Genomic DNA, 15,468 nt, shown 5'->3' on the forward strand with positions numbered 1-15,468 from the left:
GCCGCGGCTCACGCCAGCGCCGCGACCCGGTCCCGGTAGGTCCGTACCGCCGGGGCGTCCCGGTACGGCTCCAGCCGGCGCTCGAAGTCCCGTACGTACTCCACCGCGCGCACCGAGCGCATCTCCACCGCCTGCTGCGCCGCCTCGGCGCCGAGCGCGCACGCCTGGTCCAGCTCGCCCAGCCCCAGCCGGGCGGTGGCCAGCACCACCCGGCAGAACAGCCGCGAGCGCGCGTACGCCGGGGACCGCAGCTGGAGGGAGCGCTCGGCGTGCTGCGCCGACGCCCGGAACTGCTGGAGGTCCCGGTGGCAGTGCCCGAACTCGTCCGCGAGCTGCGCCTCGTCGAAGTCCCGGGCCCAGTGCGGTACGTCGTCGCCCGGGCGGGCCGCGCCCAGCGCCCGCTCGGCCCGCACCAGGGAGGCCGTGGCGGCCCGTACCTCGCCGAGCACCGCGTGCCCGCGCGCCTCGGCCGAGTGCAGCAGCGCCTGCACCACCGGCGGCGGGCCCGACCCCACGCCCTGCTGGGCGACCCGGGCCAGCTGCACCGCCTCGCGGCCGTGGCCGAGGTAGACCGCCTGCCGGCTCATGGTGACCAGCACGTACGACCCGTACGGCCGGTCCCCGGCGGCCTGCGCGAGCCGCAGCGCCTGTACGAAGTAACGCTGGGCCAGCCCGTGGGCGGCGATGTCGTACGAGGTCCAGCCCGCGAGCCGGGTCAGGTCGGCGGCGGCGGAGAACAGCCGCCGCCCGGTGCTCTCCCCGTAGGTCCCGCGGAGCATGGGCTCCGCCTCGTGCTCCAGGTAGCGCACCAGGGCCTGGCGGGCGTGCCCGCCGCCGTAGGCGTGGTCCAGGGTCCGGAACAGCTCGCTCACCGACCGCAGGGCCGCGATGTCCCCGCCCGTCACCCGCTGACCCGGGCCGCGGTCGATCTGCCGCTGGCGGGGCACGGTGGTGCGGCCCTGGAGCGGGACGCGGGCGGCGGCGCCGTCCACCCCCCGCCCGACCCGCTCGTCGGCCCGGCCGATCAGCCAGTCCCGGCTCGGGACGACCAGCCCGGCCGGGGTGAAGGCGATCTTGCGCAGCTCGGCGTGGGAACCGGAGTCCTTGCGCCACAGCCCGCTCGCGATGTCCACGGCCTCCTCGGGCGTGGCCGCGAACTCCAGGCCCGCGTAGACGGGCGCGCACGCGTCCAGGCCGAGGTCCTGGGCCGAGAGCCGTCTGCCCAGGCGCCGGGTGAAGACCTCGGCGATCAGCGCGGGGGTCGTGCCGCGCGGCTGCTGCCCGCGCAGCCAGCGGGTCACGGAGGTCTTGTCGTACCGCAGATCGAGACCGTGCTCCAGGCCTAGCTGGTCGACGCGGCGGGCGAGCCCGGCGTTGGAGAACCCGGCTTCGGCGATCAGCGCCGCGAGCTGCCGGTTGGGGACACGCTGGGCAGGTCGTTCCGTCATCGGCTCCACGGTTTCCTGACGTGACGGACCGGAGTCACCGGCCCTGTGAACGGCGTGAATGTAGCGGCGAACTCCGCCCGTACCGCCCGCTCTGTCCCACATTCATCCGATCGTGTGCAGAACCGGTATGACCCTTTACGGATCCACCCCCTCCACCCGCATAGGCTGCGCCCCATGACCCGCCGTCCCGCCGAGGCGCAGTTCCCGGACGACTACGCAGAGTCCGCCGCCCCGCTGCCCGCGCCCGAGCTGACCGAGGCGGAGTGCCGCCGCTGCGGCACGTACATCGCGGGGCTCGACGGGCGCTACGCGTGCGGGGTGTGCGGGTGGGTCAACGACCACTCCGAGGGCCACCGGCGGCTGCCGCGCGCCGACGAGGACCCGGACCGGCCGGCCCGGGGGAGGCGGCGGCCGAAGCGGCTGCCGGGTCCGGCGCCGGGGCCCTGAGGGGCCGCGCCGGGACCGCCGTACCCTTGCTGGTGCGATACGTGCACACAGCAGGTTCAACGAGGAGGCGCTGCGGTGACTGACCTTCGGTTTGTCCATCTGGGCTTCGGGCCGGATTACGTCGAGTACACCGAGGCCTGGGAAGAGCAGCGCCGCGTCCACGCCGCCCGCTTCGCGGACGAGACCGAGGACACCTGCCTGCTGCTGGAGCACCAGCCGGTCTACACCGCCGGCCGGCGCACCGACGACAGCGAGCGGCCGCTGGACGGCACGCCCGTGGTCGACGTGGACCGCGGCGGGAAGATCACCTGGCACGGCCCGGGCCAGCTGGTCGGCTACCCGATCATGAAGCTGCCCCGGCCGGTCGACGTCGTCGCCCACGTCCGCCGCCTGGAGGACGCGCTGATCCGCACCGCCGCCGACTTCGGCGTGCGGACCACCCGGGTGGAGGGGCGCTCCGGCGTCTGGGTGCTCGGCGACCCGGTGGCCGAGCGTCCGGCGCTCGGCGGGCTCAGCCTGGACCTCGACCCGCGGCTGCACGACGACGAGTTCGACCCCCGGCTGAACGGTCCCGAGTACGCCCCGTCCAACGCCGGCCAGCGCCGCGAGGACCGCAAGCTCGCCGCCATCGGCATCCGGGTCGCCAAGGGCGTCACGATGCACGGCTTCTCCTTCAACGTGAACCCGGACAACACCTGGTTCGACCGGATCGTGCCCTGCGGCATCCGGGACGCGGGTGTGACCTCGCTCTCCTACGAGCTGGGCCGCGAGATCACCGTCGCCGAGGTGGTCCCGGTGGTGGAGCGCCACCTCAAGGACGTACTGGAGCAGGCCGAGCTGCGACCCCGGGAGATAGAGCCGTCGGTCGGCTGACGCCCGGGAATGGGTCCGGCGGCCTGCGGGTTGCCCGACGTAAGAGCGTATGAAATTACGGGCGTACCCTGGTGGACGCCGAAGAATCGAAGTCACAGGGAGCCGGTCGTGTCCGCAGTCGCACCCGACGGACGCAAGATGCTGCGCCTGGAGGTCCGTAACAGCCAGACCCCCATCGAGCGCAAGCCCGAGTGGATCAAGACCCGGGCGAAGATGGGTCCCGAGTACACCAAGATGCAGGCCCTGGTGAAGGGCGAAGGACTGCACACGGTCTGCCAGGAAGCCGGCTGTCCCAACATCTACGAATGCTGGGAGGACCGCGAGGCCACCTTCCTCATCGGCGGCGACCAGTGCACCCGGCGCTGTGACTTCTGCCAGATCGACACCGGCAAGCCCGAGGCGCTCGACCGCGACGAGCCGCGCCGCGTCGGCGAGTCCGTCGTCACGATGGACCTGAACTACGCCACCATCACCGGCGTCGCCCGCGACGACCTGCCCGACGGCGGTGCCTGGCTGTACGCGGAGACCGTGCGCCAGATCCACCAGCAGACCGCCGGCCGCGAGTCCGGTCACACCAAGGTCGAGCTGCTGGCCCCGGACTTCAACGCGGTGCCGGAGCTGCTGGAGGAGGTCTTCGCCTCCCGCCCCGAGGTCTTCGCGCACAACGTCGAGACGGTGCCGCGCATCTTCAAGCGGATCCGTCCGGGCTTCCGCTACGAGCGCTCGCTCGACGTGATCACCAAGGCGCGCGCGTACGGCCTGGTCACCAAGTCGAACCTGATCCTGGGCATGGGCGAGGAGCGCGAGGAGGTCAGCCAGGCCCTGCGCGACCTGCACGAGGCGGGCTGCGAGCTGATCACCATCACCCAGTACCTGCGGCCCTCGCCGCGCCACCACCCCGTCGAGCGCTGGGTGAAGCCGGCGGAGTTCGTGGAGCTGGCGAAGGAGGCCGAGGAGATCGGCTACTCCGGCGTGATGTCCGGCCCGCTGGTCAGGTCGTCGTACCGGGCGGGTCGCCTCTACCAGCAGGCGATGGAGAAGCGCAGCCGAGCCGGAGCGTAGGTTGCGGGTCCGCCCGAGGTACGAGGGCGGGGACGCGGCCGCAGCGGTGGCGAGGCGGAGCTCGACCACGGGAACGGAGAAGCGCAGCCGAGCCGGAGCGTAGGCGCGCGAACGCCTGACGGCCGACCGTGTGAAGTCCCGCACAAAAGGCTACCAACGGGTAATACCGCTATGGCGCGGCCCCTAGGCTCTTGTACAGAGCCCGGCGGGCCGCGTCGCCTTGTACAACGTGTCGATCACATTTGACCGGCCGGTCATGCCCTGGTAACACCGTTCAGTGACGATTGGTCCACGCACCGCACACACCTACGCACGCCGTCTCCACCCGTGAGTACCGTCCCGTGAGCACTGTGAGCACCGTGAAAGGGATCGACATCATGCAGGCCGCGCCCGTACGCGCCATCGCCATCCCGACCTTCTCCGACGCCTTCCGCGGCATCGAGTCGCTGCTCATGAGCGGCGCCCGCCGCAACGCGTGGACCGCGGTCCTCGAAGACCGCCGCCGGGCCAAGGACCGGGTCGAAACCGAGCACGTACTCGAGGCCGCGGCGACCCGGACCCCGCAGGCCACGTAAACTTCGCCTTATGGCGAGGAAGTCAAACGCAGAGACTGCTGCGAACCCCGGGCGACTGAAGCAGATCGCCCTGACGTACAAGATGACGCGCAAGGCCGACCCGAAGGTCGGTCTGATCGTCGCGGGCGTGGGCATCGCCGCGTTCGGTGTCGTTCTCGCGATCGGCTTCCTGATCGGCCACCCGGTCTACCTGGGCATCCTGGGCTTCCTGGTGGCGTTCCTCGCGATGGCGATCGTCTTCGGGCGACGGGCCGAGCGGGCTGCCTTCGGGCAGATGGAGGGCCAGCCGGGCGCGGCCGCGGCCGTACTGGACAACGTGGGGCGCGGCTGGACCACCACCCCGGCCGTCGCGATGAACCGCAACCAGGACATCGTCCACCGGGCCGTCGGCAAGGCGGGCGTGGTGCTGGTCGCGGAGGGCAACCCGAACCGGGTCAAGGCCCTGCTCGCGGCCGAGAAGAAGAAGCTGGCCCGGATCATGCCCGACGTCCCGGTCCACGACTTCATCGTGGGCACCGGCGAGGGCGAGGTGCCGCTCAAGAAGATCCGTACGACGCTGCTCAAGCTGCCGCGCGTCATGGACGGCCCGCAGATCACCCAGGTCAACGACAAGCTCCGGGCCATGGGCGACCTGTTGAGCAACATGCCGGTGCCGAAGGGCCCCATGCCCAAGGGCATGCGGATGCCGCGCGGCGGCAAGACGCGCTGAGCGCGTCCCTTCCCGCATACGACGTGGGGCGCCCCCCGAACCGGCCGGTTCGGGGGGCGCCCCACGTCGTATGCGATCCGCTCACATGCGCACCTGGACGGCGCGCGCCAGGCGGTCGTGCAGGCCGCGGCCGTCGCGGTCCCAGACCAGGGCCGGAATGACGAGGGCCAGCAGGACCGTGCGCAGCAGTACCCGCAGGACGCCGAGGCGGCCGCCGTCCTCCGCGATCACCCGGAGGCCGAGGATCCGCTTGCCGGGGGTAAACCCCACGGTCGCGACCGTCAGGACCGACAGGGCCACGAAGACGGTCAGCGTCCAGTTGCCCGTGGCACTCAGGTCGCCGTGCGTGATCAGCCCGTAGGCGATCAGCTGGCAGCCGACCCAGTCGATGGCGACGGCGCCGAGCCGGCGCCCGAAGCGCGCCACGGAGCCGGGGCCTGACCGGGGCAGGCCGAGGCGCTGGCCGCGGTAACCGAAGTCGACGCCCATCTCCTCGGCGGCCGCGCGGGGGCCGGAGAGCCAGGATCCGATTGCTTGCCTGTTGTCCACTCGACCACGGTACCGGTGGCGCTCCATGCGACCTGGACGGGGCCCTGGTTAACTTGTGCGAAACAAATGGGTCATGCTTGAGAAATCCCGTCTGCTTATGGTCGGGTCAGCGTGCGGCACCGCACTGACGCACCACGAGCTATACAGCCCGTCCCTGCCCCGGGGCCGGGAGTAGGAGGAGTTGGATGTTCCAGAACGCCGACGAAGTGAAGCAGTACATCGAGGAGAACGACGTCAAGTTCGTCGACGTCCGCTTCTGCGACCTGCCTGGTGTGATGCAGCACTTCACCATCCCGGCGCGGGCGTTCGACCCGGCTGACGAGCTGGCCTTCGACGGCTCCTCGATCCGCGGCTTCCAGGCCATCCACGAGTCCGACATGGCTCTGCGCGCCGACATCAGCACCGCGCGCCTGGACCCGTTCCGCCGTGACAAGACGCTGAACATCAACTTCTTCATCCACGACCCGATCACGGGCGAGGCCTACAGCCGCGACCCGCGCAACATCGCGAAGAAGGCCGAGGCGTACCTCGCCTCCACCGGCATCGCCGACACCGCGTACTTCGGGCCCGAGGCCGAGTTCTACGTCTTCGACAGCGTCCGCTTCGCGACCACCGCGAACGAGTCCTTCTACCACATCGACTCCGAGGCCGGCGCCTGGAACACCGGCTCCGAGGAGAACAACCGCGGCTACAAGGTCCGCTACAAGGGCGGCTACTTCCCGGTCGCCCCGGTCGACCACTTCGCGGACCTGCGCGCCGAGATCTCCCTGGAGCTCGACGCCCAGGGCCTCCAGGTCGAGCGCCAGCACCACGAGGTCGGCACCGGCGGCCAGGCCGAGATCAACTACAAGTTCAACACGCTGCTGGCCGCGGCCGACGACCTGATGCTCTTCAAGTACATCGTGAAGAACGTCGCCTGGCGCAACGGCAAGACCGCGACCTTCATGCCGAAGCCGATCTTCGGCGACAACGGTTCGGGCATGCACGTCCACCAGTCCCTCTGGAACGGCGGCGAGCCGCTGTTCTACGACGAGGCCGGCTACGCGGGCCTGTCGGACACCGCCCGCTACTACATCGGCGGCATCCTCAAGCACGCCCCGTCGCTGCTGGCGTTCACCAACCCGACGGTGAACTCCTACCACCGCCTGGTGCCCGGCTTCGAGGCCCCGGTCAACATGGTGTACTCGCAGCGCAACCGCTCCGCGGCCATGCGCATCCCGATCACCGGCTCGAACCCGAAGGCCAAGCGCGTCGAGTTCCGCGCCCCGGACCCGTCCTCGAACCCGTACCTGGCGTTCTCGGCCCTGCTGCTGGCCGGCCTCGACGGCGTCAAGAACAAGATCGAGCCGATGGAGCCGATCGACAAGGACCTCTACGAGCTCTCCCCGGACGAGCACGCGAGCGTCCCGCAGGTCCCGACCAGCCTGGACGCGGTCCTCAAGGCCCTCGAAGAGGACCACGAGTACCTCCTGGCCGGCGGTGTCTTCACCCCCGACCTGATCGAGACCTGGATCGACTACAAGCGCACGCACGAGATCGCCCCGATCGCCCTGCGTCCGCACCCGCACGAGTTCGAGATGTACTTCGACCTCTAAGCCGCGCTGACGGAGCCCCGCACCCCTCCCCGGAGAGGTGCGGGGCTCCGCCGTTTCCGGGCGCCACCCCCTAGGTTCGGGGCATGGACGATTCCTGGAAGACCGTTGCCGCGCTGGCGGCCCGTTTCGACGAGCACGACCGGGAGCGGGGGGTGGCGCACGAGGAGAGCGTGACGCTTCAGATCCTCAAGATCGGCGAGGAGTTCGGCGAGGCCGCGCAGGCCGTCATCGGAGCCAAGGGCAGCAACCCGCGCAAGGGCACGTCGCACACCTGGGAGGACGTGGAGGCGGAGGTAGCGGACGTGGCCGTCACCGCCATGGTCGCCCTCGCGCGGATGCGGCCCGACGCGGCGGGCTTCTTCGCCGCCCACCTGCGGGAGAAGGCCGCCCGGTTCCTGTGACGGCCCGTTCCCGTGACGGCGGACCCCGCGGCCGGGGTCAGGGGAGGAGGGGGGTGGCGCCCGTCAGGGTGTGGAGGCAGCGCAGGGCGAGTTCGGCCGGGGAGCCGGGGCCCGAGGTCGGGGCGTCGGTCGCCGCCCAGAGTTCCAGGGCGATCCGGATCGAGTCCGTCGCCGCCGCGGCCAGCAGGCGGATCTCCACGGGGTCGGCCTCCGGGCCGGCCAGCCGGGCGATGACCGGGACCAGCCGCTCCTCGGAGTCCTGGTTGACCCGGTACCAGACCCCGCGCAAGGCCTCGTCGGTCGCCGCCGCGCGGAGCAGGCCGCGGGTGACCTCCAGGCCCTCCTCGATGGACCGCAGGTCGCTGAGCGAGCGGGTCACGGCGCGGTCCAGGGCCTCTGCGAGCGGGGTGCCGGGGTCCTCCTCGGCGAGGAGCGCGCGCCAGGCGTCGCCGCCGCCCGCCAGCAGCGGGGCCACGGCCTCCTGCTTGTTGCGGAAGTAGCGGTAGAAGGTGCGCAGCGCCACACCGGCCCGGTGGGCGATGTCCTCGGCGGTGGTGCCGTCGGGGCCGTGCTCGGCGAAGAGCTCGCACGCCGCGCGGGCGATGTCGAGCTGGGTGGCCGCCTTGCGGCGCTCGGTCAGCGACTGGGCTCCGGGCCCGGCGTGGGGAGCGTACGGACGTGGGGATCTCACGAGGTGCAGCCTACCGCCCACGGAACCAGAGCATTGCAATCTGCGCCACTATGGCAAAACGTGCCATCTCCTCGGTACGCTCCTCCCATGAACCGTTACGAAGGACGTCGCGTCCTCATCACCGGCGGCGGCTCCGGCATCGGCCGGGCCACCGTCCACCGCATCCTCGCCGAGGGCGGCCGCGTCCACACCGTGGACGTCAACGAAGCCGGCCTGAAGGCCGCCGCCGAGCAGGCCGCCGCCGACGGGCACGCGGACCGCCTGACCACCGCCGTGCTCGACATATCCGACGAGCAGTCGGTCAAGGCGGGCGTCACCGCCGCCGTCGCCGCCCTCGGCGGGCTGGACGTCCTGGTCAACGCCGCGGGCATCCTGCGCTCCGCGCACACGCACCAGACCACCCTCGACTTCTGGAACAAGGTCATCTCGGTCAACCTGACCGGCACCTTCCTGATGATCCGCGAATCCCTCCCGGCCCTGCTGGTGGGCGAGCAGCCGGTCGTCGTCAACTTCAGCTCGACCTCGGCGTCCTTCGCGCACCCCTACATGTCCGCCTACGCGGCCAGCAAGGGCGGCATCCAGTCGATGACCCACGCCCTCGCCGCCGAGTACAGCAAGCAGGGCCTGCGCTTCGTCGCCGTCGCCCCCGGCTCCATCGAGAGCGGCATGACCACCGGCAACGGCCCCGGCCTGCCCGAGGACACCGACTGGAGCCTGTTCACCAAGCTCGCCCCGGTCCTCGGCCAGGGCTTCGCCGGCCCGCAGACGGTGGCCGGCGTCGTCGCGATGCTGGGCTCCGAGGACGGCGCGTTCATCACCGGTACGGAGATCCGCATCGACGGCGGCACGCACTGCTGAGTCCCCGCCTCAGCTCCTGAACCGGTCCCACAGCCGGGGGAAGCGCTCCGCGAGCACGGCTTCGTCCTCGAAGTCCAGCGGTGCGCCCTCCGGCTCGGCCGGCTGGAGTGCCACGCCCAGGTCCGGCGCCACCGAGCCGGTCAGCTGCTCGTACGCCTCGTCGGCCGCGAACCCCAGCTCCTCGCCGTCCCCGTCGATCTCCTCGTCGAAGTCGGCCAGCAGCTCCGCCAGTGCGTCCGGATCGTGCACCGCGCCCTCGAAGACCTCCCGCCCCTGGCCGATCAGCCAGCAGCGGAAGTAGTCGAACGCGTCATCGCTCGCCCCGTCGAGCAGCACCCACGCCGCACCCCACAGGTCCCACGTGTACGCCCGGTTGTACCGGGACTCGAAATGCCGCGCGAAATCGAGCACGGAGTCCGGGTCGAGCTGGGCCAGCCGCTCCACGAGCAGCTCGGCGTGCTCCTCGGGGTCGCCCTCGGCGGCCTCGCGGGTACTGTCGACGATCTCCCAGAACTCCGTCTCGTCCATCACGGCTCCAGCATCACGGGTCCACCCCCGTGCCGCCACCGCTCATACGGCCAAAGACCGGTGAACGCCCCCCGGGTGGCCGCAAAAAGGGGCGAGGCGGCCCGCCCCCACGGGGCGGACCGCCTCACCGGCTGCGTGCGGGCCCTACAGGCCGTAGCGCTCCCGGGCTTCCTTGATGGCGGACGCCGGGACCTCGCCGCGGCGGGCGAGCTGGGCCAGCGCGGCCACCACGATCGACTGCGCGTCGACGCCGAAGTGGCGGCGCGCGCCCTCGCGGGTGTCGGACAGGCCGAAGCCGTCCGTACCCAGCGAGGTGTAGTCCTGCTCCACCCACTGGCTGATCTGGTCCGGGACCTGGCGCATCCAGTCGGAGACGGCCAGCACCGGGCTGGTGACGCCCTCCAGCGCGCGCGTGACGTACGGGGTGCGCAGCTCGCCGCGCAGCAGCGCCTCGTCGCACTCCAGCGCGTCGCGGCGCAGCTCGCCCCAGGAGGTGGCGGACCAGACGTCGGCGGCCACGTTCCAGTCGTCGGCCAGCAGCTTCTGCGCGTCCAGGATCCAGTGGATCGCCGTACCGGAAGCCATCAGCTGGATCTTCGGGGCGTCGGCGGCCGGGGCGGACTCCAGCGAGGAGGCCTCGTTGAAGCGGTACAGGCCCTTGAGGATGCCCTCCTCGACGCCCTCGGGCATCGCCGGCTGCACCTTCGGCTCGTTGTAGACCGTCAGGTAGTAGAAGACGTCTTCCGGCTGCTCGCCGTACATCCGGCGCAGACCGTCCTTGACGATCACCGCGATCTCGTACGCGAAGGCCGGGTCGTAGTTGAGCGACGCCGGGTTCGTGGACGCGATCAGGTGCGAGTGGCCGTCCGCGTGCTGGAGGCCCTCACCGGTCAGCGTGGTGCGGCCCGCGGTGGCGCCGACGATGAAGCCCTTGCCGAGCTGGTCGGCGAGCTGCCACATCTGGTCGGCGGTGCGCTGCCAGCCGAACATCGAGTAGAAGATGTAGAAGGGGATCATGGGCTCGCCGTGCGTCGCGTACGACGTGCAGGCGGCGATGAAGTCGGCCATGGCGCCGGCCTCGGTGATCCCCTCGTTGAGGATCTGGCCGTCCTTGGCTTCCTTGTAGTACATCAGCTGGTCGCGGTCGACCGGCTCGTACGTCTGTCCCAGCGGCGAGTAGATGCCGGCCGACGGGAACAGGGACTCCATGCCGAAGGTACGGGCCTCGTCGGGGACGATCGGCACCCAGCGCTTGCCGGTCTCCTTGTCCCGCATCAGGTCCTTGACGAGCCGGACGAAGGCCATGGTGGTGGCCATCTCCTGCTTGCCGGAGCCCTTGAGCAGCGGGGCGAAGGACCGCTCGGCCGGAGCCGGCAGGGCCACGTGGTGGACCTTGCGGGCGGGGGCCGGGCCGCCGAGGGCCGCGCGGCGCTCGTTCAGGTAGCGGACCTCGGGGCTGTCCGCGCCCGGGTGTCCGTACGGGACCTGGCCGTCGGCGAAGGCACTGTCGGGGATCGGGAGGCCGAGGAGGTCGCGCATGTCCTTGAACTCGTCGATCGTCAGCTTCTTCATCTGGTGGTTCGCGTTCTTCGACTCGAACCCGGCGCCCAGCGTGTAGCCCTTGACCGTCTGCGCGAGGATGACGGTCGGCGCGCCCTTGTGCTCCAGGGCGGCCTTGTACGCGGCGTACACCTTGCGGGGCTCGTGGCCGCCGCGGGAGCTGTGGAAGCACTCGGCGATCTTCGCGTCGGTGAGGACCGCGGCGAGCTGGACGAGCTCGGCGTTGGCGCCGAAGAAGTGCTCGCGGATGTAGGCCACGTCGCGGGTCGCGTACGTCTGGAACTGCGCGTCGGGTACCTCGCGCAGCCGGCGTACCAGGGCGCCGGTGGTGTCGAGCTGGAACAGCTCGTCCCAGGCGGAGCCCCACAGCGACTTGATGACGTTCCAGCCGGCGCCGCGGAACTGGGCCTCCAGCTCCTGGACCACGCGGAAGTTGGCGCGGACCGGACCGTCGAGGCGCTGCAGGTTGCAGTTGATGACGAAGGTCAGGTTGTCGAGGCGCTCGCGGGAGGCCAGGGCCAGGGCGGCGGTCGACTCCGGCTCGTCCATCTCGCCGTCGCCCAGGAAGGCCCAGACGTGCGAGTTGGCGGTGTCCTTGATGTTCCGGTTCTGCAGGTAGCGGTTGAAGCGCGCCTGGTAGATCGCGGAGAGCGGGCCCAGGCCCATGGAGACCGTCGGGAACTCCCACAGCCAGGGCAGGCGCCGCGGGTGCGGGTAGGACGGCAGGCCGTTGCCGCCGGACTCCTGGCGGAAGTTGTCGAGCTGCTGCTCCGAGACGCGTCCGTCGAGGAAGGCGCGGGCGTAGATGCCGGGGGAGGCGTGGCCCTGGATGTAGAGCTGGTCGCCCGATCCGTCGGCCTCCTTCCCGCGGAAGAAGTGCTGGAAGCCGGTCTCGTAGAGCCAGGCCGCCGAGGCGAAGGTGGCGATGTGGCCGCCGACGCCGTACTTGGAGCCGCGGGTCACCATGGCGGCCGCGTTCCAGCGGTTCCAGGCGGTGATCTTGGCTTCCAGCTCCATGTCACCCGGGAACTCGGGCTCGGCGGAGGTGGGGATGGTGTTGACGTAGTCCGTCTCCAGCAGCTTCGGCAGGGCGAGGCCGGCGGCCTCGGCGTGCTGGAGGGTGCGACGGAGCAGGTATTCGGCGCGGCGCGTACCGGCGGCCTTGGCGACGGCGTCGAGGGAGGCCGCCCATTCGGCGGTCTCCTCGGTGTCGCGGTCCGGGAGCTGGTCGAGCTCGCTCGGAAGCTTTCCTACGGGGTCGGACATCGGTGTGCGCCGCCTTCCGGACAAAGGAGAGGTGGTGAAGAAGAACCCTGACGGGCAGGACAGGGCCGGCGGACCCGGGTAGGGGTCCGCGATGACTGTAAATCGCTGATCGATGATCGATCAAACGAAAGTGGCGAAGAAATGTCGATCCGGCGAAAGTCGGCACCGGGTGCCATGAAAACGGGCACCCGGTGCCGGGCAAATCAGGACAAGCCGCCCGGTCAGGCGCGGGGGGCGCACCCCAGGACATGCCGCTTGACCAGCACGCCGATGTCCGGATCCTGGTTGCGGAAGGCCTCGACCAGGGCCGCGTGCTCCTCCGCGTACGACTTCTGCACCGTCCCGAGCCAGCGGATGGACAGGGCGGTGAACACCTCGATGCCCAGGCTCTCCCACGTGTGCAGCAGCACGCTGTTCCCGGCGGCCCGCACCAACTCGCGGTGGAAGCCCACCGTGTGCCGCACCTGCGCGGTACCGTCCTCGGTCCGGTCGGCCTCCCACAGGGCCGCCACGTGCGGCTCCAGGGCCGTGCAGTCCGCCGCCAGCCGCGGCGCCGCCAGCTCGGCCGCGATCTGCTCCAGACCGGCCCGGACCGGGTAGATCTCCTCCAGGTCGGCGGCGGAGAGGTTCCGTACCCGGACCCCCTTGTTGGGCGCCGACTCGATCAGCCGCAGCGTCTCCAGCTCGCGCAGGGCCTCGCGGACCGGCGTCTGGCTGACCTCCAGCTCGACCGCGATCCGCCGCTCGACGATCCGCTCGCCCGGCTTCCAACGGCCGCTGACGATCCCCTCCACGATGTGCTCGCGGATCTGCTCGCGCAGCGAGTGCACGACGGGTGGGGTGATCATCGGCGCTTCATCTCCTGGGGGCGCGCGGGGCTGTTGCGTAGACAATACGGCGGTGTCGGCCGACGCGATGCGTTCCTGGTCGGGGACCCGGGGTGAGGCTCGTTACAAGACCGGGGAGGGGCCGGGACCGACGACGGCGCCCCCGCCCGGAAGGTTCCGGGCGGGGGCGCCGTGCGCGACAGCTGTGCGGCTACCGCCGCGGCTGGTTCCCTACAGGCCGAGCTCGACCTCGAACTCGCCGGCCTCCAGGATGGCCTTGACGGCCGAGAGGTACCGGGCCGCGTCCGCGCCGTCCACCAGGCGGTGGTCGTAGGACAGGGTCAGGTACGTCATGTCGCGGACGCCGATGACCGTGCCCTCCGGGGTCTCGATGACCATCGGGCGCTTGACGGTGGCACCGATGCCCAGGATGGCGACCTGGTTCGGCGGCACGATCACCGTGTCGAACAGCGCACCGCGCGAGCCGGTGTTGCTGATGGTGAAGGTCGCGCCCGACAGCTCGTCCGGCGTGATCTTGTTGCCGCGGACCTTGGCGGCCAGGTCGGCGGTCGCCTTGGAGATGCCCGCCAGGTTGAGGTCACCGGCACCCTTGATGACCGGGGTCATCAGGCCCTTCTCGGAGTCCACGGCGATGCCGATGTTCTCCGAGTCGAAGTAGGTGATGGTGCCCTCGTCGTCGTTGATCCGGGCGTTGACGACCGCGTGGGCCTTCAGCGCCTGGGCGGCGGCCTTGACGAAGAACGGCATCGGCGAGAGCTTGACGCCCTCGCGGGCCAGGAAGGAGGCCTTGGCCTTCTCGCGCAGCTTCATGATCTTGGTGACGTCCACCTCGACCACGGAGCTGAGCTGCGCCTGCGTGTGCAGGGCCTTCATCATGTTGTCGCCGATGACCTTGCGCATGCGGGTCATCTTGACCGTCTGACCGCGCAGCTCCGACACGGCGGTCGGGGCCTGGGCGGCGGCCGGGGCGGCAGCGGCGGCGACCGGCGCCGGAGCGGCGGCGGCCTTGGCGGCCTCGGCGGCGGCCAGGACGTCCTGCTTGCGGATACGGCCACCGACACCGGTGCCCGAGACCGTGGACAGGTTGACGCCGGACTCCGAGGCGAGCTTGCGCACCAGCGGGGTCACGTACGCGCCCTCGTCCCCGGCCTGGGCCGGGGCGGCGGGGGCCGCCGGAGCGACCGGAGCCGGAGCGACCGGAGCCGGAGCGGCAGCGGCCGGAGCCGGGGTCACCGGAGCCGGGGCGGCGACCGGAGCGGCAGCCGGGGCCGGAGCCGGGGCAGCGGCCGGGGCCGGAGCCGGGGCGGCGGGGGCAGCGGCCGGGGCCGGAGCCGGGGCGGCGGGGGCAGCGGCCGGGGCCGGAGCCGGGGCGGCGGGGGCAGCGGCCGGGGCCGGAGCGGCGGCCGGGGCGGCACCGGCGACGCCGATGACGGCCAGCCGCGCGCCGACCTCGGCGGTCTCGTCCTCGCCGACCAGGATCTCCAGCAGGGTGCCGGCGACCGGCGCGGGGATCTCGGTGTCGACCTTGTCGGTGGAGACCTCCAGCAGCGGCTCGTCGGCCTCGACCGACTCGCCGACCTGCTTGAGCCAACGGGTGACGGTGCCCTCGGTGACGGACTCGCCCAGCGCGGGCAGCACGACATCGGTGCCCTCGGCGGAACCGGCACCGGCGGCCGCCTCGGCGGTCGGCGCGGGAGCGGGGGTCTCGACCTCGGTCGACGGGGCGGCCTGCGGGGCCTCCGGCGCGGGGGCGGCGGCGGTCTCGGCGGCCGGAGCGGCGGCCTCGGCCGGTGCGCCCGAGCCGTCGTCGATGACGGCCAGCTCGGCGCCGACCTCGACGGTCTCGTCCTCGGCGACCTTGATGGAGGCCAGGATGCCGGCGACCGGCGACGGGATCTCGGTGTCGACCTTGTCGGTCGAGACCTCGAGCAGCGGCTCGTCGGCCTCGACGCGCTCGCCCTCGGCCTTCAGCCAGCGGGTGACAGTGCCCTCAGTGACGCTCTCGCCGAGCGCCGGAAGGGTTACGGAAACCGACATGGTTTCTGTTGCTCCTTACGA

At 71.4% G+C, this 15,468-nt stretch carries 15 protein-coding genes; 8 read left to right on the forward strand and 7 right to left on the reverse strand.

All coding sequences use genetic code 11. The features are described 5' to 3' along the window. Window positions 1-8 precede the first annotated feature (8 nt). Window positions 9-1,448 carry a regulator gene (locus tag ACZ4M3_RS14560; RefSeq protein ID WP_467732445.1) on the reverse strand — a complete coding sequence of 480 codons (1,440 nt, stop codon included), beginning with the start codon at window positions 1,446-1,448 and terminating at the stop codon, window positions 9-11. Between the two features lie 174 nt (window positions 1,449-1,622). Between ACZ4M3_RS14560 and ACZ4M3_RS14565 the strand changes: the two genes are divergently transcribed. The 5 genes from ACZ4M3_RS14565 (at window position 1,623) to ACZ4M3_RS14585 (ending at window position 5,114) form a co-directional block, all read left to right on the forward strand. Continuing rightward, window positions 1,623-1,895 (forward strand): hypothetical protein, encoded by a 273-nt coding sequence (locus ACZ4M3_RS14565; protein ID WP_467732447.1) that lies wholly within the window; start codon window positions 1,623-1,625, stop codon window positions 1,893-1,895. A gap of 75 nt (window positions 1,896-1,970) precedes the next feature. After that, window positions 1,971-2,768, forward strand: coding sequence for a lipoyl(octanoyl) transferase LipB (lipB, locus tag ACZ4M3_RS14570; RefSeq protein ID WP_467732449.1), 798 nt, complete (start codon window positions 1,971-1,973; stop codon window positions 2,766-2,768). Window positions 2,769-2,876: 108 nt separating this feature from the next. Next, window positions 2,877-3,830 carry a lipoyl synthase gene (gene lipA / locus ACZ4M3_RS14575; RefSeq protein WP_453355128.1) on the forward strand — a complete coding sequence of 318 codons (954 nt, stop codon included), beginning with the start codon at window positions 2,877-2,879 and terminating at the stop codon, window positions 3,828-3,830. A gap of 377 nt (window positions 3,831-4,207) precedes the next feature. Then, window positions 4,208-4,405 carry an SCO2195 family GlnR-regulated protein gene (locus ACZ4M3_RS14580; protein ID WP_136215599.1) on the forward strand — a complete coding sequence of 66 codons (198 nt, stop codon included), beginning with the start codon at window positions 4,208-4,210 and terminating at the stop codon, window positions 4,403-4,405. A gap of 10 nt (window positions 4,406-4,415) precedes the next feature. Further along, window positions 4,416-5,114, forward strand: coding sequence for a DUF4191 domain-containing protein (locus tag ACZ4M3_RS14585; protein WP_467732451.1), 699 nt, complete (start codon window positions 4,416-4,418; stop codon window positions 5,112-5,114). Window positions 5,115-5,195: 81 nt separating this feature from the next. Here the strand turns inward: ACZ4M3_RS14585 and ACZ4M3_RS14590 are convergent, their stop codons facing one another. Beyond that, window positions 5,196-5,663 carry an RDD family protein gene (locus ACZ4M3_RS14590; RefSeq protein ID WP_467732453.1) on the reverse strand — a complete coding sequence of 156 codons (468 nt, stop codon included), beginning with the start codon at window positions 5,661-5,663 and terminating at the stop codon, window positions 5,196-5,198. A 185-nt stretch (window positions 5,664-5,848) separates the two neighbouring features. Between ACZ4M3_RS14590 and glnA the strand changes: the two genes are divergently transcribed. Next, entirely contained in the window at window positions 5,849-7,258 is a 1,410-nt protein-coding gene (gene glnA, locus ACZ4M3_RS14595) for a type I glutamate--ammonia ligase (protein ID WP_467732455.1), read from the forward strand. An 83-nt stretch (window positions 7,259-7,341) separates the two neighbouring features. Next, window positions 7,342-7,659 (forward strand): MazG-like family protein, encoded by a 318-nt coding sequence (locus ACZ4M3_RS14600; protein WP_467732457.1) that lies wholly within the window; start codon window positions 7,342-7,344, stop codon window positions 7,657-7,659. Between the two features lie 37 nt (window positions 7,660-7,696). Here the strand turns inward: ACZ4M3_RS14600 and ACZ4M3_RS14605 are convergent, their stop codons facing one another. Then, entirely contained in the window at window positions 7,697-8,350 is a 654-nt protein-coding gene (locus ACZ4M3_RS14605) for a TetR/AcrR family transcriptional regulator (RefSeq protein ID WP_467732459.1), read from the reverse strand. An 87-nt stretch (window positions 8,351-8,437) separates the two neighbouring features. On the opposite strand from ACZ4M3_RS14605, the gene ACZ4M3_RS14610 reads away from it, so the two are divergent. After that, entirely contained in the window at window positions 8,438-9,208 is a 771-nt protein-coding gene (locus tag ACZ4M3_RS14610; RefSeq protein ID WP_467732461.1) for an SDR family NAD(P)-dependent oxidoreductase, read from the forward strand. A gap of 9 nt (window positions 9,209-9,217) precedes the next feature. On the opposite strand, the gene ACZ4M3_RS14615 is transcribed toward ACZ4M3_RS14610, so the two are convergent. The 4 genes from ACZ4M3_RS14615 to sucB all read right to left on the reverse strand — a co-directional run bounded on the left by ACZ4M3_RS14615 (window position 9,218) and on the right by sucB (window position 15,447). Beyond that, complete coding sequence (locus ACZ4M3_RS14615) at window positions 9,218-9,736, reverse strand: DUF4240 domain-containing protein (protein ID WP_467732463.1); 519 nt, start codon at window positions 9,734-9,736, stop codon at window positions 9,218-9,220. Between the two features lie 144 nt (window positions 9,737-9,880). Next, window positions 9,881-12,562, reverse strand: coding sequence for a pyruvate dehydrogenase (acetyl-transferring), homodimeric type (gene aceE / locus ACZ4M3_RS14620; RefSeq protein ID WP_467732465.1), 2,682 nt, complete (start codon window positions 12,560-12,562; stop codon window positions 9,881-9,883). Window positions 12,563-12,783: 221 nt separating this feature from the next. Further along, window positions 12,784-13,407: a GntR family transcriptional regulator gene (locus tag ACZ4M3_RS14625; RefSeq protein ID WP_136215598.1), complete on the reverse strand. Its 624-nt coding sequence runs from the start codon at window positions 13,405-13,407 to the stop codon at window positions 12,784-12,786. A gap of 213 nt (window positions 13,408-13,620) precedes the next feature. Next, entirely contained in the window at window positions 13,621-15,447 is a 1,827-nt protein-coding gene (gene sucB, locus ACZ4M3_RS14630; RefSeq protein ID WP_467732467.1) for a 2-oxoglutarate dehydrogenase, E2 component, dihydrolipoamide succinyltransferase, read from the reverse strand. Window positions 15,448-15,468: the final 21 nt, after the last annotated feature.

It is taken from the genome of Streptomyces sp. NPDC026522, from assembly GCF_055567555.1.